The sequence below is a fragment of the Planococcus donghaensis MPA1U2 genome (assembly GCF_000189395.1).
Taxonomy (GTDB): Bacteria; Bacillota; Bacilli; order Bacillales_A; family Planococcaceae; genus Planococcus; species Planococcus donghaensis_B.
In genome coordinates, this window is the sequence record NZ_AEPB01000030.1 from 34,131 (window position 1) to 60,561 (window position 26,431).

The window sequence follows — 26,431 nt, forward strand, 5'->3', positions numbered from 1 at the left end:
ACAATACAACAGGCACCGTTAGATTACGGTGCCTGTAAGTGAGCGACATAGCGCCAACGTATTAAGAAAAAGTATAAAATTTGAGCAATTGTAAAGCCTCCAAGTACCATAGCCATTTCGCCGAGTATTGAGAGCTCTGCAAATTCATCCCATACTACTTGTAACGAAATAAAAGCAAAAGCGCTGTGCAACAAAGCAATTACCCATGGCAGAAAGAATTGAGGAATAAGTTGACGGTTAACGATTTTACCCAGTTCTTTCTCAGTCATCCCCATGCGCGTCAACAACTTGTACTGCTTTCGGTCCCTCTCTAAACCTGTATATAATTTAAAGTAGATAAAGCTCCCCGCTGCTAGTAAGAAGACTGCTGCTACCATAACGCCGATAAACAACAATAAGGCAAATGATGATTTAAACCATCGATAGTCGGCACCTGGGTTTTCAAAATAATAATTGACTCCATTAAAATCGGCTTTATTTGCTGCTTCATACATCGTGTCTGTTAAGCGATTCCCTATATTCATCGTCTCGGTCCAGTTTAATATATCAAACGCATAATAAGTAAAATTGGACTTATCAACTTCATATCCAACAAGTGGTTGATTGATCGCTTCATAATCGGCATCATTTACTACAATTGTATTGATATTTAATGTATGAATAGGAAAAACGACATGTGGATAAGTTGATCGAATGGATAACGGCACATCGCTTTCTATTAGCGAGGTATCAACGCTTACATTCTCCAACTCTTTTACCGAATCTAATGAAAATGGCACAAACATCCCTTCTCCTTGAGCCAATTGTATTGGTTCAAAATCAAGCGCCGTAGCGAGTCGATTAAATTCTGATTCCGACAAAATATCAACATCGTTGCCAGATGCTTCTGAAGTTTGGCGTTTTACCGTCAATTCAACTAAGTCATAGGATAGCTGTTCGCTTGCTAATTGACTGGTGAGCCGTTCGATATGTTCTGTTTCTTGCTCATTTCCATCAAAAGAAATATAAATAAGCCCTAGCGGATTAGATTCTCGGAAATCACCCGTGTAAGACATGAAAGACGCTAACGTTCCGACTGTTAAAAAAGCGATGGTTGAAACGATGGTTACGATAAAAAACATTTGCGCACTGTCTTTTAATTTTACCGATGCTTCAGCTAGTGAAACCAAGCGCGTTTTTTTCCAATATACACTCCTTTTTCGTTTACATAAACTCAATAAGAAACTCAGCGTATGGGTAAAAAACAAGTAAGTGCCGAACGTGGCGAGTGGCGGAACGATAAAAATAATGTAATACACCGTCTCATCTGAGACATTCACAGCAAATAGGTAAGCGACTGCTAAAAAAATAATTCCGGTAATCGCGAGCAATGTAGATGATTTTGTTTCTTCCTCAACTTTCCAAAAACCTTGCAACAAATCAATCACTCGCTTCGTACGGATAAATCCAACACTAACAAATGAAATGATGATAAACAAACTGGCAAACGCCACTATTGTCAGCAAAAAAGGTTCCCAAGAAACATAAAGTGGCAACGTATCCAGTTCCATAATTTCTCGTCCAACCATGAAAAAGAATTTGGAAAAAGCAAAACCAAAAACAGTGCCTGTGGCAGTAGAAACTGCTCCGATAATCAGCATTTCAAAAAAGATTAATTTGTTCAATTGTTTTTTCGTCATTCCTAAATGCATTAACACACCAAATTCTTTCGATCGAGCTTGTAAAAATGCACTCATCGAATAAAACAAGAAAAACAATGTAAAAATGTACAAAACCACTTCCGCAATCATCATTCCTCGTATGGCTAACAGCTGCAATGCGTCTTTTTCAAATAGCGGATGAAAAATAAACATTGAGCACACAAAAAACACCATAACCGAAAAAACACTAGCTAAAAAAAACGCCGCATAGTTTCGTCGGTTGCGAAAAACATTATGGTAAGCGAGTTGTCGAAACGTCATTTACGGATCCTCCCAACAACGACAGGACATTCAAAATTCGCTGGTAAAAAGTCTGTCGGCGTTCATCCCCATAGATTTCATTGAAAAATTCCCCATCTTTTATAAAGAGAACGCGATCGCAATAGCTTGCTGCAATTGGATCATGCGTGACCATAATAATGGTCGTTTCATCTTCTTTGGCTGCATGCGATAAAATTTCAAGTACATCACGGGAAGATTTAGAGTCTAAGTTCCCTGTTGGCTCATCCGCTAAAATAATTGCTGGATGGTGAATAAGCGCACGTCCAATCGCTGTCCGTTGAGCTTCTCCACCTGAAATTTCGTTCGGTTTTTTGTGAAGAAGTGATGTCAGTCCTAAACGCTCCGCAATAACCAGCACGCGTTTGGCCATTTCATCCACGGGGAAATAATCGAGGGTTAAAGGCAACACTAAGTTTTCTTCGACAGTTAACATCTGAAGTAAATTAAAGTCTTGAAAAACAAACCCCATTTCTCTTCTGCGAAACAAGGCTAACTCATTTTTGTCCAATAAATGTGGATTGACCCCATCAATCAAAATCTCGCCAGAAGTCAGTGAGTCGATAGTTGAAATCAAATTGAGCAAAGTTGTTTTCCCACTACCGGACGGCCCCATCACTGCTAGAAATTCTCCTTTTTCCACTGTGAAACTTAGCTGATTGACTGCCCGGTGCGTCACTTTTCCTTCATATACTTTTGTTACTTCATCGATTTCCACTACTGTCATCATGTTCCTCCTGTGTTACGAAATCTTGATTACAAAACAAAACAGAAACGGTTGTCCCTTCACCTTGAACGGAAGAAATCGTCAATTCATGACCTAGTTTTCCACAAACTTCTTTCGCTAAATACAAGCCCATCCCTGTTGACTCGCCAATTTTACGTCCATTTTCACCAGTAAAAAAGGCTTTTGTTACACGAGGCAAATCAGATGATGAAATCCCAATTCCCTCATCACGTATGGTCAATAATGTATTGCCATTTGAACATTCAGCCGCAATATAAACTTTTTTGTTTTGTTTGAATGTATACTTAACGGCATTTGTTAAAAATTGACCGATGATAAACTTCATCCATTTTTGATCTGTTGCTACAACGTGCTCTGCGCCAATTGATATTTCTGGATAAACGCGCTTTGAAATAAATAGGCGTTTGTTTTCTGTCGCGACTTCACTAACTAAAGCCCGCAGATTAATTTGTTCAACTTGCATGTCTTGCTCGAAAGTGTCTAGACGTGCATTCATTAACACCGTATCCAACCCTGCTTTTAAACGCTCCATTTCTTCACGAACACTATTTTTATCCAGTTCTTTTTCTTCTTGAAGCAATAAGTGCATGACCGAAATAGGCGTTTTCATTTGATGAACCCACTGATTCATAAATTGCAAATGCCGATTTTGAGCTGCATATAACGATTGCACTTCGTGTTGGTACAAGCGGTATAATTTTTGCAAATAAACTTCGTTTTGCACTTGTTCGGGCGACTTTCCTTCACGTTGTAACATATGTTCCAAGTTTTGGGGAGCCGACAAAATTCGCTGGTAATACTGATAGCGCCTTGCAAAGCGCGCCGATAAGAATGTGATTACCAACACTGTGCTTATGACAAACGAATAAATTGCCGTATCTAAGTTTCGGAAACCATCTAACCAATACAACAGCATGATAAATGCTACGAGTACTACTTGAAAAACGATAAATGCTGCATGTTCTTTCATAAATAATCGCAGCATTAAGCTTCCTCCTCATGAAGCAACAGACGGTACCCGGCACCTCTTACAGTTTCAATAGCAGATAATACACCATAGTCGGATAGCTTTTTCCGAACACGTGTCATATTAACATTTAGCGTATTTTCATCAACAAAAGCTTGATCGTCCCACAATTCCTCTAGCAGCTGTTCACGTGATACTACTTTTGGATAATGAGTTAGCAATAGTTCCAAAATCGTGCATTCCTTTTTTTGCAATGGAATGACTTCTTTTTTAATGTGCAACTCCATTCGTTCCATATATAAAACAATACGTCCTGCCCTAACAGATCGCTCTTCTTGTTTTGGAGCATATTCACCATAAGCTCTTCGCAAATGGCTTCGTATTTTTGCAAGGACGATTTCATAATGGAAAGGTTTCGTAATAAAATCATCCCCTCCATTTTCTAAAGCAAAGACTTGGTCCATTTCTCCAGAGCGAGCGGAGATGAAAATAATCGGACAAGTGGTTTGTTGTCTAAGTTGGCGGCACCAATAATAGCCATCGTAAGACGGCAAGTTAATATCGAGTAAAATCAAATGGGGATCAAATGCTTCGAACTCTTCGATGATTTGATCAAAATCTTTTGCGGTCTCTACTTCGTAATGGTATTTCCTTAAAGTCTCAGCCAACAACTCCGCAATTTTCAAATCATCTTCTACAATGAAGATTCGTTGAATAGCCACAATGATTCCCCCTTTCCTTTTTCTTTCCATTTTAACAAAAGAGCCTGCATAAATGCAGACTCTTCGGAAGTTCTTAATAAATTAATTTCAAAAATTCTTCTTTTGTAATGCCGCCTAAAAGTTTTGGAATGTCAATTTCGGCAATAGCTTCCTCTAGAGACGCACGTTCGTATTTTGAACCAGCAATTGCCTGTTCAACTTCAGCTATGTCTCCAACACCGAAAAAGTCTCCAAAAATATGAGCGTCTTGAACAATGCCTTTTTCTACTTGTAAGCGGACATCGATGCCACCGACTGGGAAGCGGTGAGAATGTTTAATATTGAATTTAGGAGACTTCCCATAATTCCAATCCCAGTTACCGTAGCGCTCGCTTGATAATTCGTGTATATTTTTCCAATCTTCTTCTGTCAGTTCGTAATGACGGACATTTTCTTCACCTTCGAAGATGGAATGTAAAACTGCATGCCGGAAATTCTCTACAGACATAGGCTCTTTTAAAAACTCAGAAATGTTCGCCACCCGACTGCGAATCGACTTAATACCTTTTGATTCAATTTTTTCTTTGCTTACTTTTAATGCAGATACGACAGCTTCGATTTCTGTATCAAACAACAAAGTTCCATGACTAAACATGCGACCTCTAGTTGAGAATTGTGCATTCCCCGATATCTTCCGACCTTCTGCCATTAAATCATTGCGTCCAGAAAGTTCCGCATTTACGCCAAGGCTCTGTAACGCTTGTACAACAGGCTCAGTGAATTTACGGAAGTTACGGAAGCTCTCCCCATCATCTACTGTAATAAAACTATAATTTAAATTGCCCAAATCATGATAAACCGCTCCTCCACCAGACAAACGACGAACTACATGAATGCCATTAGAGTCTACATAATCGGTATTGATCTCTTCAGCTGTGTTTTGGTTTTTGCCGATGATGATAGATGGTTCATTGATATAAAACAGAAGAAATGGATCTTTTTCAACATCCATTGTTTTTAACAAGTATTCTTCGATTGCTAAGTTAATTCGTGGGTCTGTGATGCCTTTATTGTCTACGAAATACATAATCTCTCTCCTTTTAACTATGTTCCTTTTTATAGTTTAACGGATTAATTAAATAAATTCACTATTTAGGGTTGACGAATCCCCCCTGTTATAATACACTGTTTTAAACACCAACAGTACTATAACAAAAGGAGATGGAAGTTATGATTGAAAACGTAGTTGAATTTTTCAAGAACTTGCCCCCGAAACAGTGCGCGTCATGTGGAGAAAAAATGGAAGAGCAGCATGAATGTTATGGTACTCAATGTGATTCCTGCAATAATTTATAAAATCAGCTAAAACTAATGATTAAACGAAGCAGCGCTTATCAAGCGCTGCTTCGTTTTTTCACGTTTGATGCCTCTAGAATTCTATAAAGAGCTCTTATTTTCTGTACCATAACAGGAAGCGGTTTTTTTGCTTTTATAAATTTAAAACAAAAAGACACCGCCAAAGCGATGTCTTTTCTTTCGTATTAATGTCCAGAATGGTCTTCCATTTTATCCATACCTTGTGCATCATCACTGTCATCAGAAACGATTGAGGCCGGATCAGGATCGCCAACGGTTATTTCTTGCTTTGGCATAACATGTAACGAACGTGCTGTCGTGTGTGCCTGCATATAATACAGACCTTCTTCTTCAAAGCTCGTTTGTGCTTCATAAATACCATTTTCCGTGTGCTCTGCTGGAATCATTACGCTATTGTTGCGGTCACCTGATTGCCATACTTCATAAACAATTTCATCTGCGTCTTCTACAGCATCATCGCCTTGCGTTACTGTAACAGACAAGACAACTTCTTCCGCTGGCTCTGCTTGAGTTTCGGTATTAAATGCTACCATCACTTCTTCTACTTGAGGACCAGTACCAGACGATTCCGCTTCTCCTGATCCGCATGCAGCTAATAAAAGTAAAGGTAATCCAAGCCATGCAAGTTTTTTCATAACTATTTCTCCTTTCATAGGAAGACTTAGTCGCTAGTCATCCTTATTAAGCTAACTCACGCAAAACTACATCAGCTAATGCATCGATAAATAATGGCTGTACGTTTGGCATTTCTGGGCGACGATAAGTTGCTCCGATGTCATCGCAAACTACTTTACATTCGTAATCATTGTCAAAGAGAACTTCCAAGTGATCTGCTACAAATCCAACTGGTGTATAAACAAAAGAGGTATAGCCTTTTTGCTCGAACAAATCACGCGTCAAATCTTGAACATCTGGGCCAATCCAAGGTTCGCCTGTTTGTCCAGCGCTTTGCCAACCGATTTCTACGTTTTTAACACTAGTCGCTTGTTGAATCATTTCAGCCGTTTCTTTTAACTGATCTGGGTATGGATCACCATTTGCAATAATCTTCTCTGGCAATGAATGGGCAGATACGATTAAGCAAGATTTCGCGCGTTCTTCTTCAGACATTTCAGCAAATGCTGCATTTACTTTTTCAGTCCAATATTGGATGAATTTCGGTTCTTTATACCAGCTTTCAACCGAAGTTAAAGAAATGCCTGCTTTTTCAGCCGCTTCTGCTGCGCGTCCATTATATGATTTTACAGAGAAAGTAGAGAAATGCGGAGCTAAGACGATTGATACCGCTTCTGTAATGCCATCTTTTTTCATTTCTTCAATGCCATCTTCTACAAATGGTTCGATATGTTTAAGGCCTAAGTACATTGTGAATTCAATGTTATCTTGAACTTCATTTAGACGATCGCATAAACCATTTGCTTGGTCTAATGTAATTTTTGCAAGTGGTGAAAGACCGCCAATCGCTTTATAACGGCTACGTAAGTCTTCTAAACTTTCTTCGCTCGGCTTACGTCCGCGACGGATATGTGTATAATAACGTTCAATATCGTCTTCTGAGTATGGCGTACCGTACGCCATCACTAATAATCCCATTTTCTTCTTCAACATAATCACCTCTACGTAAGTTTTGTTCTTATTTTAAATTGCTTTTGTGTGCAGCACTGTATTCATGAACAAATGAAGTTAAGCGTTTCAGTGTATCTGGATTAACTTCTGGGAAAACGCCATGGCCAAGGTTAAAAATATAGCCATCATTTTGCATACCCATATCTAAAATCTTTTTCGTACGTTCTTCGATAACTGACCAGTCGGCCAATAAATAAGAAGGATCCAAATTGCCTTGCAAAGTTTTTGTTAATCCCATTGAACGGGCTTCTGAAATCGGCAAGCGCCAATCTAGACCCACTACATCTACTGGCAGTTCATGCCATTCTTTTGCTAAATGACTTGCGCCTACTCCAAAGATTGTCAATGGTACATTTTCTGTACGCAATTCAGCAAAAATACGATCCATTACCGGTTTGATGAAAATACGGTAATCTTCAACGTTTAATGCGCCAACCCATGAATCGAAAATTTGGATTGCTTTTGCGCCTGCTTTAATTTGAGCTTTTACATAAGGAATGATTGTATCAGCTAATTTGTCCATTAATGCAAACCACATCGCTGGTTCTGAAACCATCATCGCTTTTGTTTTGTTGTAACTCTTAGAAGGTCCGCCTTCAATCATATAGCTGGCTAACGTGAAAGGCGCACCAGAAAACCCGATCAATGGGACATTTAATTGCTCTTGCGTTAACAAACGAATTGTATCGAGAACAAAATCTACATCTTGCTCAGGATTGATTTCCCCTAAACGTTCGATATCCGCCATCGTGCGAATTGGGTTATCGATAACAGGGCCAATTCCAGATTTGATTTTTACATCAACACCAATTGCAGGCAATGGCGTCACAATGTCTTTGTAAAGAATTGCTGCATCGTTATTGTATTGATCTACTGGAAGTTTAGTTACGTAGGCGCATAGCTCTGGCTGGTGCGTAATTTCTTCTAACGAATATTTTTCTTTTATTTTGCGGTATTCAGGTTGCGAACGTCCAGCTTGTCTCATATACCAAACGGGTACGTGATCTGTTTTTTCTCCACGGGCTGCGCGAAGATAAGTATCATTAAATGTCATGAATGTTTCATCCCTTCGATGTGCTACTCTACTTTTGTCTACCTATATCCGTCTATACTATAGACGTTCCGTACTATATTGTATAGATTTCGAACGCATTTGTCATAAATTTGACGCTTCTCTTTTCACTTGTTCGACAAACCTGTTTCATGTAGATTTCATTAGGGAAGTATATAATAGTATATATATATTTTTAGGAGGGGTTTTGATGAATTTTTACATGACAACGGGAACATATGATTATATGAAGAAAATGCGTGATAACCACCCAGAGGAAAATATGGTAGTGATGCAAGGGGAAGGAACGACCTTGGTGATTCATGAAACAAAAGGCAAAACGATTTTCCAAACACCTCGACGCTATGAGGTAGTGGATGGGACAGGAGAGTTCAAAGAAAAAGGATATTTTGTTTTAAATAATATTCCAGTTTCTGATGAAGGCCGTCCTGTTTTTGAACATCGTTTTAAAAATAGAGCAGGTACTGTTGAAAATGAACCGGGCTATATTGCTTTTCGTGTCCTGAGACCACTTGATTCAGATACGTATATTGTTTTGACTGAATGGGAATCTCCAGCTTTTTATGAAAAGTGGAAAGAATCTCAAGCATTTGCTAAAGCTCATTCTGCGAAGCCAGAAGCTGACACGAGTGCACAGCGTCCAAATATTTTCTCTGGTGTATCTTACGTCAGCACTTACCGAGCTAAACCAGAAGAAGAATGATCACCTCACCCCATATACTCATGGGGTGTTGATAAGTTAAGGAGGAAAATCATTTGGTCTTTGTTATTTTCATACTAGCAGCTGCACTTACTGTGTTTGCATCCATTAAGCTTTCCCAATACGCCGATGTCATCAGTTCAAAAACAGCAATGGGTGGCATGATGGTTGGTACACTCTTATTGGCAGGTGCAACTTCACTTCCTGAAGTATCAACTAGTTTTTCAGCAGCAGCCATTGGCAATGCAGATATTGCTGTTGGTAACATGATTGGTTCGAATTTGTTCAACCTGTTTATCCTTGCTGGATTCGATTTTCTTCTTCGAAGACGTCAAATTTTAAATCGGGCTTCACGCAACAATATTTATACAGCTCTTCTTGGGATTTTGTTGACGGTTTTGGTTGTTATGGCTCTTTTACTCCGCCTAGATACGCAAATCTTTGGCGTTGGACTGGACGCGTTGTTAATCGCCGTTACCTATATTATTGGGATGGTGGTTATAAACAAACTCCCTTCACTAGATCCTGAAGCAGAAGCCATTGTCGAATCAGAAGAAGAACCCGACAACCCAAGTGCTTCATTATCACCTAAAGCCGCAATTGTTCGTTTCATCATCGCTGCTTTAGTTATTCTAGCAGCCGGTACAGCTTTGTCGATTACAGGAGACCAAATTGCGATTATTACTGGCATTGGATCAAGCTTTATCGGCAGTTTCTTGATTGCCGCTGCAACTTCCCTGCCAGAAGCTATTTCCGTTTTTATCGCATTGCGATTAAACAATGTCAATATGGCTGTCGGCGCAATTCTCGGAAGCAATATTTTCAATATGATTATTCTGGCCTTGTCTGATCCTGTATATACTGCAGGACCTATCATGCTAGATGTTTCCGGTGCGAACATGATTATCGCCGTTGGGGTACTCATTATGTCATTATTGGCCTTGTTTTCACTTTACCGAAAACAAAGTGCATCTACATGGTCTTATGCAATCCCATCAGTGATTATTCTCATTGTGTACTTTGCAGCTTCTTATTTAAACTTTACTTACTAATACTTAAAAGACACAGTTGTGCTGAAATTCAGCACTACTGTGTCTTTTTTATTGTTACATAAAGCCAATTGCGTTATTTATCAATACCCACTCTTCCGCATATTCTAAATTTTTTGTGATATGCTTAAATAAAAAAAAGGAGTTTTACATATGCTTACGAAATTATATGCCGCTTTAGATGCTGCTTATCCAGAAATGGTTGAAATTCGTCGCCACTTACATATGCATCCTGAACCCTCTTTTCATGAAACTGAAACCGCTCGCTATATTCTTTCTTATTACAAAAATTTAGGCGTTGATGTTAAAGACAGTGTTGGTGGAAACGGTGTTGTGGCTACGATCACAGGAGCAAAACCTGGAAAAACAGTTGCATTGCGCGCCGATTTTGATGCTTTGCCAATCCAAGATCAAAAAGCAAATGTCTCTTACCGCTCCACAGTTGATGGTGTCATGCACGCTTGTGGTCACGATGGCCACACAGCTACTCTTTTAGTACTTGGGAAAACGCTTTTTGACATGCGCGATGAATTAGAAGGAACTTATGTATTGATCCATCAACATGCCGAAGAACTTGTGCCAGGTGGTGCAAAATCGATGATTAGAGCAGGAGTTTTAGATGGAGTTGATGCCATTTTCGGTACTCATCTTTGGTCTATGACGCCATTTGGTCGAATTGATACGCGTGTCGGACCGCTTATGGCGGCCGCTGATAGCTTTACATTAAAAGTACAGGGCCGCGGTGGTCACGGTGCAAGTCCCCATGAAACGATTGATGCGGTCGTAATTGGTTCGCAAATTGTCTCTAATCTTCAAACTTTAGTTTCTAGACGAGTAGACCCATTAGAATCTGCTGTGTTGTCTATTGGTTCGTTTGTGGCACAAAACCCATTCAATATTATTGCGGACCAAGCTGTGTTATCGGGAACTGTTCGTACATTTAAAGAAGATGTTCGAAGTTTAATGGAAACCGAAATGGAACGTGTGATTAGTGGAACTAGTTTAGCTAATAACAGTGAATATGAATTTAATTACAAGCGGGGCTATTCTGCTGTTATTAATCATGAAAATGAAACTTTGTTCGTACAAGACATTGCAGCTGACGTGCCTGGAGTTACAGAAGTATATGATTGCCCACCTCAAATGGGTGGCGAAGATTTTGCTTATTACCTCGAGGAAATTCCTGGTTCTTTCTTCTTCACTGGTGCAATGCCTGACGGAGACGTGTACCCGCACCATCACCCAAAATTCGATTTTAAAGAAGAAGCAATGCTGATTGCCGCAAAAACATTAGGTTCAGCTGCCATTCATTTTAATAAAGAATAAAAACAAAGCCCAACATCTTTTTTAGATGGTGGGCTTTGTTTATTTCTTTTTGTTTTTTAAAACAGTAACTGTAACAAGAGAAACGGTTAAAATAACGACAAATGTCAGCAATGCTGTAACAGGTTCGCCGAGTGCGATTAGAACTCCCGCTGCGGCCAAACTTTGGAGAGATTGCAACCCAATGACTAATTTCCAAACCGCTCCTTGCCTGCTGAATTGTGTCAACGGAAATAAGTTATCCATTCGGAAATGCTGCGTATGAGTCAGCCCTTGCCAAATTTGAATCGCTGTTGCAAAAGCTAAAGCGCCTGCAAACAAGGCAACTCCAATTTGGAAAGGAATAAACCAAGCACCTATCATAATAATCGCAGTTAACCTTACCCATAAATAAAACAATTCATCCGAACGAATAAAAGTTCTGCACACAAGATACAGATGAGCATTTTTCGGACCGGTTTTGATCCATCCATACACCCAATTCAACCAAGTTCTCGCTTTTATTTTGCCTTTTAAATGAGGTACATCGGTAAAATAATTAGCAAATTGATAAAAACGCAACATGCGATTTTCTTCCAAGCCGATAAAATGTTCATAAGCAAACGGCTTCCCTACTGCTTTACGCGCAATCCATTTGCCGTAAAAAATGATGATAAACAAAATAATCACTGCAACTACTAATAAGTTTTCTATATAAAAGTAAACAAACAATCCAACTAATAGAAAACGTACAAGCCGATCAAGCCAAACTTGCTCTCCTGCACCTTGCTTCCGAAAAGCAAATTCCGTTTGAACGTTCCACCATTTGATCAACAACAGCAAAATTGGAAAACCGATTAAAAACGATGACGACAAACCATATATCGCATTCACCATTGGCAACGAAACAATAAAAACAATCACGGGTAAATACAATTGGGACAAAAACGACCATCTTAAAGCCGGTTTTAAAAAGTCATCTAATTTGCTTTCCAATGGTAAAAAATACACCATGTCCGCTTCTTTTAATAAAGTAGATGGCGGACTGAGCGCCAATAATAAGCCGAAAATTACAGCAAGCAATAACGCTCCCGGAAATTCCGGTGGGACGTCTTGGATCCATTCACTATATGCAAATCCCGCTGCTCCTAAAGCAAATAGCATTACAACGGCAATATGCCCTGTCACAATGTATTTCAAATAATTTTGAACTTCAATGGTGTACTTATGAAGTCTTTTTGACCAAATATCATGCAAATTCTTCATTAAGCTCATCCTCGGTCATCGCAATATACAAATCATCCAGTGAAGCGTCAGGCATCTGGAACGCATCTCGTAAATCTGCCATCGTTCCACTTGCTCGAACACGCCCATTGTGAAGCAAAATGATTCGGTCGCAATAGCGTTCAGCTGTCGATAAAATATGTGTCGACATTAATACAGAAGCGCCTTTTTTCTTTTGTTGTTCCATTTGATCCAACAAAGATTTAATGCCTAGTGGATCGAGTCCAACAAAAGGTTCGTCGATAATGTATAGTGCTGGGTTTACTAAAAATGCACTCATAATCATTACCTTTTGACGCATTCCTTTTGAAAAATGCGATGGAAACCATTTCAAACGTTTTTCCATCCGAAATTCCTTTAACAATTCTGCAGAACGTTTTTCAAACTGTGCTGGATCTATATTATAAGCCATCGCAGTTAGTTCAAGATGTTCTCGCAATGTCAGTTCTTCGTATAATACCGGTGTTTCAGGAATATAAGAGAACGATGACCGATAACGATCCATATCCTCTTCAAACGTTTTTCCATTCAAGCGGATTTGCCCCGATTTTGGTTGCATCATTCCAATAATGTGTTTAATTGTAGTGCTTTTGCCAGCACCGTTCAAACCAATTAATCCTACAAGTTCGCCTTTTCCAATCGAAAATGTCACTTCTTGCAAAACAGGTTTTCGTGTATATCCACCTGTTAATGCATCCACTTCCAAAACAGCCATCCACTACACCTCTTTCTTTCTATTAAACTATTGTATCAAAACTAGCTAACGAATTCTTTTTTGATATGGCAAATATGGTAAAATGAGAAAAATGGAAAGGATGATACGAATGACAAATTGTATTTTCTGCAAAATCATTGCAGGTGAAATTCCTAGCGTAAAAATTTATGAAGATGAACATGTATTCGCCTTTATGGATATTATGCCTTTATCAAAAGGACATACCTTACTCATCCCTAAAACACATCGTGAATTTGTTTATGACATGACACCAGAAGAAGCGGGCAATTTATTTGCTGTCGCACCTAAAATTGCGAAAGCAATCAATGAAACTTTCCAACCCGAAGGCATGAACTTACTGAATAATAATGGTGCGAAAGCAGGACAAAGTGTATTTCATTTCCACTTACACTTTATCCCCCGCTATGGCCAAACAGACGGCTTCGGCGCAAAGTGGGTAACAAAAGAAAAAGAATTTACTACAGAGCGCATTCAAGAACTGGCGGAAAGTGTAAAAACTAAGCTGAACGCAGATACTTGATTTTCTCAAGTAGACAAGATAGAATCAATATAAGTTTTTCGCCGGCGGTCACGAGGACACGACCGGGAAAAAGAAAATAGCGTAGAGCTGAGGAGAGATGAGAAATGAATACAAAGAATCTAGTTTTAATGGCGCTACTGGTTAGCGTCGGAGCCACATTGTACGTAGTAATTCCAGGCATCAACGGCGGGATGAAACCTGACTTTATGTTAACCATGATGTTTGTCGGTATTCTGTTATTTCCAAATGTAAAAAATGTCTTTTTGTTAGCAGTAACAACGGGCGTATTATCCGGACTGTTTTCGACGTTTCCAGGCGGATTTTTCCCGAATATCATCGATAAATTTATCACGGCTTTCGTATTCCTTGCTTTAGTGATGATCTTGAAGAAATTTGTCACTAAACTGCCTGTCACAATTAGTCTTGTGGCAATTGGAACTTTATTATCCGGAACAATCTTCCTTTCTGCAGCAATCTTTGTAATTGGCGCTAATATTCCTTTTACATTATTGCTAGTTACTGTAGTTTTACCTGCGGTATTGTTAAATGGAGTTGCTTTCGCTTTAATTTATCCAATTGTGATTACATTGGTCAAGCGTTCAAAATTCGAAACAGCTGTTTCACAAGCTGCATAAGACAAATGCTCTCCTCTGTTTTAACAGGGAGAGCATTTTTTTGTTGAATAGCCATTCATTAATATGTTTCAATTAGGTATAATAGAGGGAAAGAAGTACATAAGAAGAAAGGGGCGTTTCACATATGAAAGCATCAAGGTTTTTCTTAGGACTTACAACTGGGTTAGCAGCTGGAGCTGCAGCGGCATTATTTTCTGCTCCACAATCAGGACAGGATTTTCGCTCTAGTGTGAAATCAGCATCATCTGAATGGAAAGACTATTTAACTGAACTAAAAGAAAAAGTAAATAGCTTGAAAGAATCCATCAACCATTTATCTGAAGAGGCTAAGTCGCAATTGCCTGAAGCTGTTGAAGGATTAAAGGCTTCATTGGAAACTTGGACTGAAAGCACTGCTCCTGCAAAGGAACATCTTCAACTTGAAATCATGGCAATTCAAAATGCCATCGAAGAATTGCAAAACACTATTAGTAAAGACAAAAAAGCTAAACCCGATAATAAACCAAAATCAGAAAAAGTTGACGATGATACAGAAAGTGCATAAAATAGCGACCTTCGGGTGGCTTTTTTTTACCTTTATTTTCGCAATAAAGCTCCGTACCAAGGATTTTCAGCATTTAAACGACCATTTTCTTTTTTCTTTTCTGTTATATCTCTTTGTTGTAAATTATTTTACTATTCTTACTTTAATTACGTTTGCTTTACTGCTATAATAAAGAAAAGATTTTGGAGGAAAGTTGGTGCCTGTGTGAACGAGAAAGAATATTCGATGAAAGAAGCCATGTTGTTTAGTCAACGCATTGGTCAATTATCAAAAGCATTATGGAAAGCGGTAGAAAAAGATTGGCAAATGTGGATAAAACCTTATGACTTGAATATTAATGAGCACCACATTCTTTGGATCTCCTATCATCTAAAAGGAGCTTCTATTTCAGATGTGGCAAAATTTGGTGTAATGCACGTTTCAACAGCTTTTAACTTCTCTAAAAAATTAGAAGAACGTGAACTGCTATCTTTTTCAAAACGGGATACAGACAAAAGAAATACTTATGTACAGTTAACAGAAAAAGGCGAAACCTTAATGCAAGAAATGATTGAGAACTATCATGAAACGCCACATTCTGTCATTGATGGCTCTCTTCCTTTACGCGAGCTATATGGTAAGTTCCCAGAATTTATGGATATTATGGCTGTTATTCGCAATATCTATGGAGATGATTTCATGGAAATTTTCGAAGCTTCTTTCAAAAATATTGAGAATAAATTCAATGAAGAAAATCATGTAATTACCCATCAAAAAAACCAGCAATAATAAGTACTTTTTTTAAAAAATTTTATGGTTGCATTTCCTTATAAATCATTGTATTGTATGTAGCGAATCAAAAATGAATTTAGTAATAGGGGATGCAAACATGCACTGCTGGAAAACAATTAACTTAAAAAAACAATACGGATTTGACCGGCTTTTCATGATTTCGGCACTTTTCGGAATCGCTGTATTTATGACTGCCTATATCGGGCTTACAATCATATATGCCACTCCCTTATCCGATCAGTATTTTCTCTTTTTTATAATGGCATTGCTTGGCATTTATCCACTTCATAAGCTTTTGCATTTTTTACCGTTAATCGGATGTCATAAATCCTTAAAATTTATTATTCGTAAACAAATGAAGGTTTGTCCTGCTATCTCACTTCATATTAACGAACCCGTTCCAAAAATTCGGTTTCTGTTATCACTGGCTACTCCTTTCCTCGTATTAAATACGGTTTTGGTGACGCTAAGTGTACTGTATCCGGCTTTTACACACTATTTTGCTATGCTTTTGGCCTATCATTGTGCACTATGTTTAACAGATATCATCTATCTTCGTAACTTAGCGCGCTCACCTAAATACGCGTTAATAGAAGAAACAGATACGGGCTTTGAAATTCTAGTGCCGCCGGTGATGAGCTGATATCTGCTTTTTCTTCTCTTTTTTGTTATACTAGGAAGGAAAGTTAGAGGGGAGGAAATTCATGATTATCGCATTTATCGTTATGTTCTCCGTGTTTTATCTTTTCCAGATCAACCGGATGACATTGGCATTAGTCACTTCACGGGAAATCCCGGAAGAAAATCATCAAAAAATATTTCGGACAATTAATATATTGATTACAATACTACTGGTATCGTTGTATGTAGGCGTAGAATTTACACCTTAAATCACTTGCCTTCTGGCAAGTGTATTTTTTTAGGAACTTTGCAAACTGTAATACATTTATAGTATAGTAATTACTGGAAATACATAGAAAGTTGGGAGCGAATTCAATGAAAAAGTCTTTTTTAACCTTTACGTTAGCAGCCTCGGTATTAGCTTTATCTGCTTGTAGTGACAGCGGAGATGGAGAAGCTATCGTAACTTCCGATGTTGGCGATATTACAAAGAATGATCTTTACGAAGAAATGAAAACATCAATTGGTGAACAAGCAATTCAGATTTTACTAATTGAAAAAGTACTTGCTGACAAATACGAAGTCACTGACAAAGAAGTAGACGCTGAATACGACAGCAATAAAGAAGAACTTGGTGAAAGTTTTGATGAGTTTCTTGCTCAAAACAACCAAACAGAAGAAAGCTATAAGAAAGTAATTCGTTTGAACTTGTTGCAAGAAAAAGCATTGACTGAAGGCGTAGAAGTAACGGACGAAGAAATACAAGATTACTACGACCGTCAAGGTACGGAGTTAAATGCTCGTCACATTCTTGTTGCTGATGAAGAAACTGCGAACTCGCTTAAAAAACAATTAGATGAAGGCGCAGATTTCGCAAAATTAGCTGAAGAAAATTCAACAGATACTGGTTCTGGTGCAAACGGTGGTAATCTTGATTGGTTCGGACCAGGCGCAATGGTTCCTGAATTTGAAGAAGCTGCTTATGGACTTGAAGTTGATGAAATTAGTGAGCCTGTAGCATCTGAATACGGCTTCCATATCATCCAAGTTCTTGAGAAACGTCAAATTGAAGACCAACCGGCTCTAGAAGATCAAAAAGAAGAGCTACGTACAGAATTAGCCCTTTCTAAAGCAGATCAGACGACTTTGCTTCCAAAAGTTGCTGAGCTTATGAAAGAAGCCAATGTTAAAATCAAAGACGAAGACCTTGAAGGTGCGTTGGATGATATTTTAAATCCAGAAATACCTGAAGCTCCAGCTGAATAACAAATAAAACCGCTTCAACAGTTAGTTTTCTAACTTGTTGAAGCGGTTTTTTCGTTACGTGTTTATTAAATTTTCGGTTTGTAAAATGAACGATTGTCTAACGCGAAAACACGCTCTGAAAACTCGCCTTCTTTTGTCTTGCCGAGTACACGATCCAACATCATCATTTTTGCATCGATGTTATCGATATAATGCAGCATTTCAGCTTCTTTCAGCATTGGTTTTTTCGGGCTGCCCCACTCTTCTTTGCCATGGTGTGACAGGATAATATGCTGTAAGAGCATGACTTCTTCCCCTTCAATCTCTAGCTCTTCTGCAGCTTTTGCAACTTCGGTTACCATGATTGAAATATGACCGATTAAATTGCCCTCTACTGTATAAGTAGTCGCGATTGGTCCTGATAGCTCGATGACTTTACCAATATCGTGTAGGATGATTCCTGCAAATAATAAATCTTTGTTAAGACCAGGGTAAATCTCTGTTAAAGACTTGCCGAGTTTTAGCATCGATACAACATGATCTGCTAAACCTGATACGTAATCATGATGATTACGTGTTGCTGCTGGGTAGGTTAAAAATTGTTGCTGGTATTTTTTAAGCATAAAACGTGTGATTCGTTGGATTTGAGGGTTTTCCATTTCAAACAAATACTTCATCACTTCTTCAAGCAATTCATCTGCTGATTTCTCAGAAGAAGGCATTAAATCAGAGATTGATTGGTTTTCTTCTGGTTTTGCTGGGCGAATGCTTTTAATGCGTAATTGGTTTTTCCCACGATAATTATGGATTTCTCCACCGACGCGGACAATTACTTCAGCTGCGAACATTTTTTCCTGCTCATCTTTTGTATCCCATAATTTCGCTTCAATATCTCCGCTTTTATCTTGTAATACGAGCGAGATAAATGGGTTTCCAGTAGTCGTGACCCCTTTAACTGATTGCTTGATCAGTAAGAATACATCGACTGTTTCTCCGACTGCGTACTGTGTAATTCCTTTGGTCATGAATGAACGCTCCTTTCGGTATTGGCCAAATGAATGATTTGTGCAGTTGGCCAAGCCTGTTGCATATCTTCGTGGCATGTAAAATAAATAAATTGATGCTCTTCTTGCAACTCTTTAACTAAGTTTATCATTTGCTGCAATCGACTGCGATCAAAATGGACAAAAGCATCATCCATAATAATTGGAAACGGATGACTTTCTTTCATTGAAACGGCCAATGACAGCCTTAATGCCAAATAAGCTTGTTCTTTTGTTGCTTGACTTAGCTCCGATATCGGGAAATAAGTATCGTCTTGACGTTTAGCTTCAAAAAAGCCTGTTTGATTCATATTCAGTTCGTAGTACGCCCCATTGGTTAGTTTTCTAAAGTAACGCTGGGCATTGGTCAATACAGCCGGAAGCTTTTTCTCTTTTAGTTCATTCATGGTTTGGTTGATCGCTTCGACTATTGCTTTGTTAACGGACCATTGTTTCGCTAAATCAACAAAAGTTGCTTTTGTTTCTTCAAATTGCTGGAGCTTTTCTTCATATGAAGTATCTGACACTAGAGTTTGGGTCAGTTGATATTTGTCCGCTTGCTCTTTCAACAACTCGTTCCGCTCTACTTTTAACTGGTTTAAACCTGCCTGAATTTGTTCGATTGCTCGTTGTGCATCTTCAAGCTCCCAGTTTGGTGGCCCTTCTACGTTGCCTATCGATTGTAATTGCGCTTGGGTCAATTGGAGTGCTCGCTCCAGTTCCTGTTTTTTCTCCCACTGATCGGCTAATCGGTAAAAATCAAATACTTCTTCCGCATGAGCATATGTTAATAAGGTCTGTTGTTCTTTTTCAAGCTGTTTCTGGAGTGCTCGTAATTGATCGTACTTTTCTTGCAAACTGCTTTGTTCACTTTTAACTTTATTCCAGTGTTCTTGCTTTTGTTTTCGTACCGATAATTCTGATCGCAATGAAGCCATCAGTCCTTCGGTTGCTATGTCTTTACCACATGCTCTTTGTGCTTTGTCTAACCATTCTTTTTGCTGGGCTTTTAGTTGCTCAATCTCGTCCTTAATGCGCAATAGGCGTGAAGAAGAAGCATGAACTTTCCTTAACTTTTCAAAAAGCTCCATTGCCATTGTGCGCCGAACAGTTGAACTCAAACCAATCTCAAGTAACAATTGCCGATAAGCTTTTTCAGCTTCAGAATTTGATTTGATAGAAGAGTAATTGGCTACATTCTTCTTGCTCTTCTCAACATTGTTCATCAATGCATCCAGTTGCAAGTCAAACTCTGCCACTTTTTTCGCAATTGTTTCGTATTCCTGTTCTTTACCATTGTATTTTTCGAGTAGTTCAGCATAATTTGCTGGCAACTCGTCAGATTTTGCCGTTTTTACAAAAAGCCATAGACCCGCACCCATCGTTGCTAGGCCAATCACGATTAGTAAAATGGTGGACTGAAAAAAGCCATAAGCGGCAACTAGTAACCCGACGCCTATTAACGCAAATTTAACCAGTTGGTCTTGAGCTGTGTTGCCTTTTTGAAAGTTTGAGGCAGCTCTAGCTTCTGCTAACTGGGATGAAATTTGCGGCCACTGTTCTGCAGCTAGTCGTTCTTTTTCCGTTGGTTCTTGTGCTAAAAACTTTGCTAAATCTTGTTCTGCGCGTGCTAAGTTATTTTTTTCTTCTTGCAAGTATCGTTGAGTAAAACGCTGATTTTCTTCTTCTAAATCCAACTCTTTTAACCGCTCTGCTAGCTGCTCCTCTTGGTTTAAAGAAACATCCACAATCATCGCTTGTTGTTCAGTAAGTCCGAGAAGAGCTAATAGTTCGTCTCGTTCTTCCGTTAACTCGATTGCCTCGTTTTGCTTTTGCGCCAATTGAACGTTTAATTGATGCCAATCAGATTCACGGTTTAACAAATTCTCAATAAACTCCATGGAATCTGCTTTGTCGGGATTGGTTAAGCGATTGAGGTGATTGTTTAGGTGCTCTATCTCTGCCTTAGTTTGTGTCAACTGATCTACTAAACGGTCCATTTGTCTTCTGCCTTCAGCAGGAAACTGCTCCATCTCCAATTTATCTAGCTGACTGGTCAATTTCAATTTGTTCGCAAATAATGGTGCTGCTTGTTGCCATTTTCTAATTTCTTTAAGTTCTTGATCTTTTGTCATCTCTTCATCTTCAATCGCTTGTAGGCGTTGTTCAATAAGCTGTAATCGTTCAATGGAAGGGCTGTAAAGTTCAGCTCGCTGTCGGTAGTCTTTTAACTCCTTTTCCATTTCACGTAATTCTTCAGCTAATGCATTTACTAACGGCTTTCGGCCACTTTTTTTAAACAGTTCACTCATTTGTTTTTCTAGCTGGCTTTCTAAATGCGTTAAAGCATCAATGCCTGTCGTACCAGAAGCAAGTAGCGTGCGACTAAGTTCGGCTTCACTTAGTTGATCAAGTCCTTGTAATTCATGAACCGAAAACGAAAAAATCGCTTCAAAAGAAGCGCGATCGTAATTTCGCAACACTTGCTTCAAGTCAGCTTCTCCACCTCGTCGTCCATCTTCAAAAGTTACCGTAACATCTCCAGCCGATTTCCCTTTAATGCGTTCAATGATTAGCTTACCGTACTGAGGATCTGTTAAGTAAAGCTGACCTCCATATTTCCCACCGTTTTTCGGCTCATAACGAAGTTGTGTTTGGTTACGTGCTGGAAATCCGAAAAGAACTTGAATGATAAATTGCTGAATCGTCGTTTTCCCAGCTTCATTTGGTCCATCAAACAAAATCATTTGTTCTCCTAATACGATGGTTCGGTTTTCATGCTTGCCAAAACCATAAATCACTAATTTTTCGATTTTCATGTCATCTCTCCTGCCTGCATCGTGCGCCGAATTTTTTGGGCAGCTGCTAGTTGAAGTTCTTTACTAGTTTGTTCATCTACTGCCTCTAAAAAACGACTGCTTTTCGGATGTCGATACAAGTCCTGTAACACCACTTTCCAGTCATCTAGTTCCCAACTTGCCATTGTGTCGATTAACGTGGCACCAATTGGAGAAAGCTCAGCATCTTGCTGGGTTTGTTGCAAATGAATTTGTTGTATCCAAACAAAAGAGTCTAATCCTTCTACTGATTCACGGAGCATTTCTAATAATTCACTTTCTGGAATGTCAGCGAGTAACCCAAAACTGTCTTGATCTAAATCTGTAAACACCAATTCAATAACGGCTGTTCCCACTTCTTCACTAAAAAGACTTAGTTGTTTTTGACAAGCATCAATCAATTCATTCATGTGAACCATGCCTTTTCCTGAGATCGCAACTTGATCGAATTGAACAACAGCGCTTGGAATAAACTCTAATTGAGTCGCTGCTTTTGATAAGGTCACTTCGTAAAAGCCTTTTTTACCCGATTCTTTCCTATGGCGACCTTGAATATTTCCTGGATACACCATTGCAGGTTCAAGATAGAGCTCTTGGCGCTTGTGGATATGCCCTAATGCCCAATAATCATATTGCTTACTAAGCAGCTGTTCTTTTTTAAACGGAGCATACACAGCATGTGTAGCATCTCCTTCAAGACTTCCGTGAAGAAGACCAATATGATAACTGTTTAAGTTTTGTGCAATTGGATAATGTTCAACCATAGATTCGTTTACATGTCGCTTACCATAGCTAAAACCTGTAAAAATAACAGGACCAGCAGCTGTATGTAGCGTGAACTGAGAAACCGCTTTATCAAAAACATGCACATTTTTCGGAAGTTCAAAGCGCGTCCAATTCCCACTCAAGTGATCGTGGTTACCAAAACACATAACAACGGGAATATTTTGCTCCGCGAGTTGCTGCATTCCTTTTTGAAAACGAGCTTGTGCCCGAATATTACGATCTTCTCCATCATAAATATCGCCTACAATACACACAAAGTCTGGTGTAGTTTTTAGTGCATATTGAATCAGTCGATCAAAAGCCGCTAATGTACTATCTTTCAACTGATTCCACTGTTCTTTTTGCAAGTCCTTCATGCCGATAAAAGGGCTACCTAAATGCAAATCTGCTGTGTGGATAAATCGAATCGACTCCATAAATAATCCCCTTTTAACTACCGAATATTTGTTCTTATTTTAACATGACCGAGTTATTTAAAAAACTGTTTGCAGAAAGTTTCCCGCAAACAGCCGAATAGCTCAATCCACTATTTTATTTTTTATTGCCTAAATGAATGGCTTTTCGAATATCTTTTAGCGATTGTGAAGAACCATACATTAAAACGCCTCCCCGGTAAACGCGTGCACCAAACCAACCAAGAATACCAATGGTTAACAACATGATTCCAATTGATAACAACGGCTCCCATATTGGCAAGTCGAGCATACCAACGCGTAAAAACATAACTAGCGGGGCAAAAAACGGAATGTAGGATGAGATGGTGACATAACTAGCTTCTGGCACTGAAATACCTGAAAATGCAATTAACGATCCGATAATAATTAAAATCATCATAGGCAACATGAGCTGCTGTACATCTTCTGTTCGACTAACCAACGATCCAAGCAATGCGGCAAGTACCGCATAAAGAAAATACCCGAGTAGGAAAAAGAGTATTGCAAACAAGAATGTACTGATTTTCACTTCTGAAAAGCCCATGACGCTAAATACCCCTTCAGTCAAATCTGTACCGGCTGATTGGATGGCAAAATAACCCGCCATCCCGAAAATCCCCATTTGCAAAATACCAAGACTGCCGATGCCTGCAATTTTGGCAAACATGTGCTTAACAGGTGACACACTCGAGATTAAAATTTCCATAACACGCGATGATTTTTCTGTTGCGACTTCCATGGCAATCATATTTGGGTAATAAATAACGGCGACATAAATCAACATAATCAATACATAAACAAGCCCTCTAGCCTGACTCAGTTCTTCTTGTGATTTAGAAGATTCAGAGACCGCTTGGCGTTCAAATTCAACAGGCATAAACAATTGACCCACTTGGTTATCGTCTAAGCCGAGTGATTCAGCAGTCATAGCAGTATGTATTGCTTGGACTGCATTTTCAATTTCAGCCCCTCCGCCCATTTCATTGGCAGACTCGGAAACGTAACGTGCTGTCAATTGCCCATCTAGCATTAACACCAAGTAATCATCAATGGTGCCTTCTGTAATACTTTCTTGCAATTCTGCTTCGGTTAAGGGAGTGGGTACAGCTTCGATTTCACTATTCATCAATGCCAATTGCGCTTGTAAATTTTCCAGCAAAACTGGAGTTTCACTTACGACATGCAAAGTGTTTTCTTCATTTTCGTCGCCATCGAAAATAGCGATGATGTTCGATATATTCGCTAACAAGAAAAAGGCCGCAACAACGACACCCGTCGTTATAAGAAAGGATTTTGTTCTAGCTTTAGTTATAAATGCTTGTTTGAAAATAATCCAAAAACTATGCATGTTATTTCCCCACCTTTGCGATGAAAATTTCTTCTAACGAAGGTTCTTCTACTGCAAAATGGCGAAGTGTACCGAGTTTCATCGCTTCAGTCAATAATACTTGCGCAACCTGTTCATCGGTAATTTGAAACAGAGCTCCATCTTTCGTTTTTGTAAAGTTGTCGACTCCAGCTATTTTACATAAATGACTAAGATCCGCATCCATATTTAATCGAACATTTTGTTTGCCAAATGAACGTTTTACTTTTTTTATCGATCCACCAACCACTATTTTCCCACGATCTAAAATGCTCATGTCATCACATAATTCTTCGACATGGTCCATACGATGGCTAGAAAAAACAATGGTGGCTCCTTGCTTTTGAAAGTCCAATATCGCTTTTTTCAACATTTCGACGTTGACTGGATCTAACCCTGAAAACGGTTCATCCAATATTAATAAGGATGGTTTGTGTAGGAGTGATGCGATCAATTGGATTTTTTGCTGATTGCCTTTTGACAATTCCTCTACTTTTTTCTGTCCATAATGCGGTACCTCAAAACGCTCTAACCAAGCAGCAGCTTCACGTTTCGCATCTCCTTTAGACATTTTGCGCAGTTGCGCTAAATAAACTAGTTGCTCTTCTACTTTCATTTTGGGATAAAGTCCACGTTCTTCTGGTAAATATCCTATTTCTGGACTACTCGCATATGTAATGGGGTTTCCTTTCCAACGGACAGACCCTTGGGTCGGATCCAATAACCCTAAAATCATTCGGAATGTTGTCGTTTTCCCAGCTCCGTTCGCTCCAAGAAATCCGTGCATTCCGCCTTGTTCTATCGACAGCGAAAGATTGTCCACTGCTGTGAAATCTCCAAACTTTTTTGTAACATTTTCAACCTGCAAAGTCATTTCTGTTCGCTCCTTTCTTTCTATTTACTACGAAACAACTGCCAAAATGTTTCAATAATTACAGGACTTTTTAAACGAAACCCTTTATACTTGAAATGAATATACATTCAGAAAGGATTGATTTGAATTGAGAACTTACAAACTGACTGTATTCGAAAAAACAGGCAAACAACTATTAGACGAAACATTTACTGCTGAAACCGATGAAGAAGCACGCGGTAAAGGACAGGCGATGCTAGAAGAAAAAGAGATGATTACTCTCACTCACCGCTTAGCATCACCTGCTGGCAAACTTCTTCTTTTTCATTCATAAACATGTAAAAAGCATGGCGGAATTTTTCCGCCATGCTTTTTAATGACCTTTAAACTCAGGTTTTCTTTTTTCCACAAAAGCTTGAATGCCTTCTAAATGGTCTGCTGACTTACGCATTGCTGACTGTGCAGCTGCTTCCATTTCTAACACTTGCACTAGTTCATCGACTTTTGTTTGATGTAGAATATGTTTCGTTGCCAATTTGGCTTTGAGTGGAGATGCAATTGCGACTGCAGCGTATATCTCTGCATGCTCAATTCCACGTCCTTCTGCTGTCACTTCTTCGATCAAGCCTTTTGAAAGTGCATCGTGCGCTTTTAAGGTTTGGCCAGCCCAAATGATTTGTTTCGCTTTTGCTACGCCGACACGTTCTTTCATAAAGAAATGTCCTCCACCATCTGGTACTAGGCCAATGCCGATAAAGTTCATGGCTAATTTGCTATTCTCTTCAGCTATTACATAATCGCATGCTAATGCCATACTAAAAGCAAGGCCAGCTGACGCACCATGAATGACAGCAATCGTTATTTGAGGCAAGGTATATAAAGCTTTCGCCAAACGACTAACATCTTTCATCACCACATCAATATCCATTGGGTTATCCGGATCCATCATTTCTTTAATGTCCCCACCAGCTGAAAACGCTCTTCCTTCGCCTCTAATGATTAGAACTTGTACCGTACTATCTTGCTGCAACGATTCAAAGCAATCCGCCAGCTCTTTCATCATTTTCCCATTCATGGCGTTCATTGAGTCTGGACGATTTAAAACCAATTGACCGATTCGTCCACGTTTTGTTAATTCGATTGTTTCAAACATAAAAAGAGACACCCCTTCATAAAGATGAATTGTCATTCACCTTTACGTATTCGGTGCCTCTCTTCATTATTCCTTTATTTTT

Annotated in this window: 28 protein-coding genes; 12 read left to right on the top strand and 16 right to left on the bottom strand. The window is 39.0% G+C overall.

The window, feature by feature from the left end:
- Window positions 1-23: 23 nt before the first annotated feature.
- From GPDM_RS08360 to GPDM_RS08380, 5 genes are read right to left on the bottom strand one after another with little or no spacing between them, the layout of a single operon-like run.
- Window positions 24-1,961 carry an ABC transporter permease gene (locus GPDM_RS08360; RefSeq protein WP_008430603.1) on the bottom strand — a complete coding sequence of 646 codons (1,938 nt, stop codon included), beginning with the start codon at window positions 1,959-1,961 and terminating at the stop codon, window positions 24-26.
- Window positions 1,933-2,706: an ABC transporter ATP-binding protein gene (locus GPDM_RS08365; RefSeq protein ID WP_008430604.1), complete on the bottom strand. Its 774-nt coding sequence runs from the start codon at window positions 2,704-2,706 to the stop codon at window positions 1,933-1,935. Before GPDM_RS08365 ends, GPDM_RS08360 begins: the two co-directional genes overlap by 29 nt.
- Entirely contained in the window at window positions 2,684-3,712 is a 1,029-nt protein-coding gene (locus GPDM_RS08370) for a sensor histidine kinase (protein WP_008430605.1), read from the bottom strand. The genes GPDM_RS08365 and GPDM_RS08370 overlap by 23 nt, the downstream gene beginning before the upstream one ends.
- Window positions 3,712-4,446 (bottom strand): response regulator transcription factor, encoded by a 735-nt coding sequence (locus GPDM_RS08375; protein ID WP_407918606.1) that lies wholly within the window; start codon window positions 4,444-4,446, stop codon window positions 3,712-3,714. Before GPDM_RS08375 ends, GPDM_RS08370 begins: the two co-directional genes overlap by 1 nt.
- A 43-nt stretch (window positions 4,447-4,489) precedes the next feature.
- Complete coding sequence (locus GPDM_RS08380) at window positions 4,490-5,482, bottom strand: lipoate--protein ligase (RefSeq protein ID WP_008430607.1); 993 nt, start codon at window positions 5,480-5,482, stop codon at window positions 4,490-4,492.
- A gap of 143 nt (window positions 5,483-5,625) precedes the next feature.
- On the opposite strand from GPDM_RS08380, the gene yhfH reads away from it, so the two are divergent.
- Window positions 5,626-5,751, top strand: a complete 126-nt coding sequence (yhfH, locus tag GPDM_RS16470; RefSeq protein ID WP_008430608.1) for a protein YhfH — start codon at window positions 5,626-5,628, stop codon at window positions 5,749-5,751.
- A 185-nt stretch (window positions 5,752-5,936) separates the two neighbouring features.
- On the opposite strand, the gene GPDM_RS08385 is transcribed toward yhfH, so the two are convergent.
- From GPDM_RS08385 to hemE, 3 genes are read right to left on the bottom strand one after another with little or no spacing between them, the layout of a single operon-like run.
- Complete coding sequence (locus GPDM_RS08385) at window positions 5,937-6,407, bottom strand: FixH family protein (RefSeq protein ID WP_008430610.1); 471 nt, start codon at window positions 6,405-6,407, stop codon at window positions 5,937-5,939.
- Window positions 6,408-6,453: 46 nt separating this feature from the next.
- Entirely contained in the window at window positions 6,454-7,380 is a 927-nt protein-coding gene (hemH, locus tag GPDM_RS08390) for a ferrochelatase (protein ID WP_039863167.1), read from the bottom strand.
- A gap of 25 nt (window positions 7,381-7,405) precedes the next feature.
- Window positions 7,406-8,452 (bottom strand): uroporphyrinogen decarboxylase, encoded by a 1,047-nt coding sequence (gene hemE / locus GPDM_RS08395; RefSeq protein WP_008430614.1) that lies wholly within the window; start codon window positions 8,450-8,452, stop codon window positions 7,406-7,408.
- A gap of 208 nt (window positions 8,453-8,660) precedes the next feature.
- Between hemE and GPDM_RS08400 the strand changes: the two genes are divergently transcribed.
- The 3 genes from GPDM_RS08400 (at window position 8,661) to GPDM_RS08410 (ending at window position 11,545) form a co-directional block, all read left to right on the top strand.
- A complete protein-coding gene (locus GPDM_RS08400; protein WP_008430615.1) occupies window positions 8,661-9,173 on the top strand; it encodes an antibiotic biosynthesis monooxygenase family protein in 513 nt (170 codons plus the stop codon).
- Window positions 9,174-9,226: 53 nt separating this feature from the next.
- Window positions 9,227-10,222: a sodium:calcium antiporter gene (locus tag GPDM_RS08405; RefSeq protein ID WP_008430616.1), complete on the top strand. Its 996-nt coding sequence runs from the start codon at window positions 9,227-9,229 to the stop codon at window positions 10,220-10,222.
- Window positions 10,223-10,372: 150 nt separating this feature from the next.
- The gene (locus GPDM_RS08410; protein ID WP_008430618.1) at window positions 10,373-11,545 is read left to right on the top strand and encodes a M20 metallopeptidase family protein; all 1,173 of its coding nucleotides are present in this window, start codon (window positions 10,373-10,375) and stop codon (window positions 11,543-11,545) included.
- Between the two features lie 39 nt (window positions 11,546-11,584).
- On the opposite strand, the gene GPDM_RS08415 is transcribed toward GPDM_RS08410, so the two are convergent.
- Entirely contained in the window at window positions 11,585-12,787 is a 1,203-nt protein-coding gene (locus GPDM_RS08415; RefSeq protein WP_008430620.1) for an ABC transporter permease, read from the bottom strand.
- Window positions 12,771-13,520, bottom strand: coding sequence for an ABC transporter ATP-binding protein (locus GPDM_RS08420; protein ID WP_008430621.1), 750 nt, complete (start codon window positions 13,518-13,520; stop codon window positions 12,771-12,773). Before GPDM_RS08420 ends, GPDM_RS08415 begins: the two co-directional genes overlap by 17 nt.
- A 109-nt stretch (window positions 13,521-13,629) precedes the next feature.
- Here GPDM_RS08420 and GPDM_RS08425 point away from each other — a divergent pair, with 109 nt between their 5' ends.
- The 7 genes from GPDM_RS08425 (at window position 13,630) to GPDM_RS08455 (ending at window position 17,898) form a co-directional block, all read left to right on the top strand.
- Window positions 13,630-14,061: an HIT family protein gene (locus tag GPDM_RS08425; RefSeq protein ID WP_008430622.1), complete on the top strand. Its 432-nt coding sequence runs from the start codon at window positions 13,630-13,632 to the stop codon at window positions 14,059-14,061.
- Window positions 14,062-14,165: 104 nt separating this feature from the next.
- A complete protein-coding gene (locus tag GPDM_RS08430; protein WP_008430623.1) occupies window positions 14,166-14,696 on the top strand; it encodes a tryptophan transporter in 531 nt (176 codons plus the stop codon).
- A gap of 124 nt (window positions 14,697-14,820) precedes the next feature.
- Window positions 14,821-15,240 (top strand): YtxH domain-containing protein, encoded by a 420-nt coding sequence (locus GPDM_RS08435; protein WP_008430624.1) that lies wholly within the window; start codon window positions 14,821-14,823, stop codon window positions 15,238-15,240.
- 204 nt (window positions 15,241-15,444) lie between these two features.
- Window positions 15,445-16,008, top strand: coding sequence for an HTH-type transcriptional regulator Hpr (locus tag GPDM_RS08440; protein WP_008430625.1), 564 nt, complete (start codon window positions 15,445-15,447; stop codon window positions 16,006-16,008).
- A gap of 100 nt (window positions 16,009-16,108) precedes the next feature.
- A complete protein-coding gene (locus GPDM_RS08445) occupies window positions 16,109-16,654 on the top strand; it encodes a DUF3267 domain-containing protein (RefSeq protein ID WP_008430626.1) in 546 nt (181 codons plus the stop codon).
- Window positions 16,655-16,715: 61 nt separating this feature from the next.
- On the top strand, window positions 16,716-16,901 hold the full coding sequence (locus GPDM_RS08450) for a hypothetical protein (RefSeq protein WP_006828367.1): 186 nt from the start codon (window positions 16,716-16,718) through the stop codon (window positions 16,899-16,901).
- Window positions 16,902-17,007: 106 nt separating this feature from the next.
- Window positions 17,008-17,898, top strand: a complete 891-nt coding sequence (locus GPDM_RS08455) for a peptidylprolyl isomerase (RefSeq protein WP_008430628.1) — start codon at window positions 17,008-17,010, stop codon at window positions 17,896-17,898.
- Window positions 17,899-17,963: 65 nt separating this feature from the next.
- Here GPDM_RS08455 and yhaM read toward each other — a convergent pair whose 3' ends face one another.
- The 5 genes from yhaM to GPDM_RS08480 all read right to left on the bottom strand — a co-directional run bounded on the left by yhaM (window position 17,964) and on the right by GPDM_RS08480 (window position 25,217).
- Window positions 17,964-18,902, bottom strand: a complete 939-nt coding sequence (yhaM, locus tag GPDM_RS08460; RefSeq protein WP_008430630.1) for a 3'-5' exoribonuclease YhaM — start codon at window positions 18,900-18,902, stop codon at window positions 17,964-17,966.
- Window positions 18,899-21,739 (bottom strand): AAA family ATPase, encoded by a 2,841-nt coding sequence (locus GPDM_RS08465; protein ID WP_008430631.1) that lies wholly within the window; start codon window positions 21,737-21,739, stop codon window positions 18,899-18,901. Before GPDM_RS08465 ends, yhaM begins: the two co-directional genes overlap by 4 nt.
- A complete protein-coding gene (locus GPDM_RS08470; RefSeq protein WP_008430632.1) occupies window positions 21,736-22,959 on the bottom strand; it encodes a metallophosphoesterase family protein in 1,224 nt (407 codons plus the stop codon). Before GPDM_RS08470 ends, GPDM_RS08465 begins: the two co-directional genes overlap by 4 nt.
- A 115-nt stretch (window positions 22,960-23,074) precedes the next feature.
- The gene (locus GPDM_RS08475) at window positions 23,075-24,325 is read right to left on the bottom strand and encodes an ABC transporter permease (RefSeq protein ID WP_008430634.1); all 1,251 of its coding nucleotides are present in this window, start codon (window positions 24,323-24,325) and stop codon (window positions 23,075-23,077) included.
- A 1-nt stretch (window position 24,326) separates the two neighbouring features.
- The gene (locus GPDM_RS08480) at window positions 24,327-25,217 is read right to left on the bottom strand and encodes an ABC transporter ATP-binding protein (RefSeq protein WP_008430635.1); all 891 of its coding nucleotides are present in this window, start codon (window positions 25,215-25,217) and stop codon (window positions 24,327-24,329) included.
- A 127-nt stretch (window positions 25,218-25,344) separates the two neighbouring features.
- Between GPDM_RS08480 and GPDM_RS08485 the strand changes: the two genes are divergently transcribed.
- The gene (locus GPDM_RS08485; RefSeq protein ID WP_008430638.1) at window positions 25,345-25,530 is read left to right on the top strand and encodes a YhzD family protein; all 186 of its coding nucleotides are present in this window, start codon (window positions 25,345-25,347) and stop codon (window positions 25,528-25,530) included.
- A 39-nt stretch (window positions 25,531-25,569) separates the two neighbouring features.
- On the opposite strand, the gene GPDM_RS08490 is transcribed toward GPDM_RS08485, so the two are convergent.
- The gene (locus tag GPDM_RS08490; protein ID WP_008430640.1) at window positions 25,570-26,349 is read right to left on the bottom strand and encodes an enoyl-CoA hydratase; all 780 of its coding nucleotides are present in this window, start codon (window positions 26,347-26,349) and stop codon (window positions 25,570-25,572) included.
- Between the last annotated feature and the right edge of the window lie 82 nt (window positions 26,350-26,431).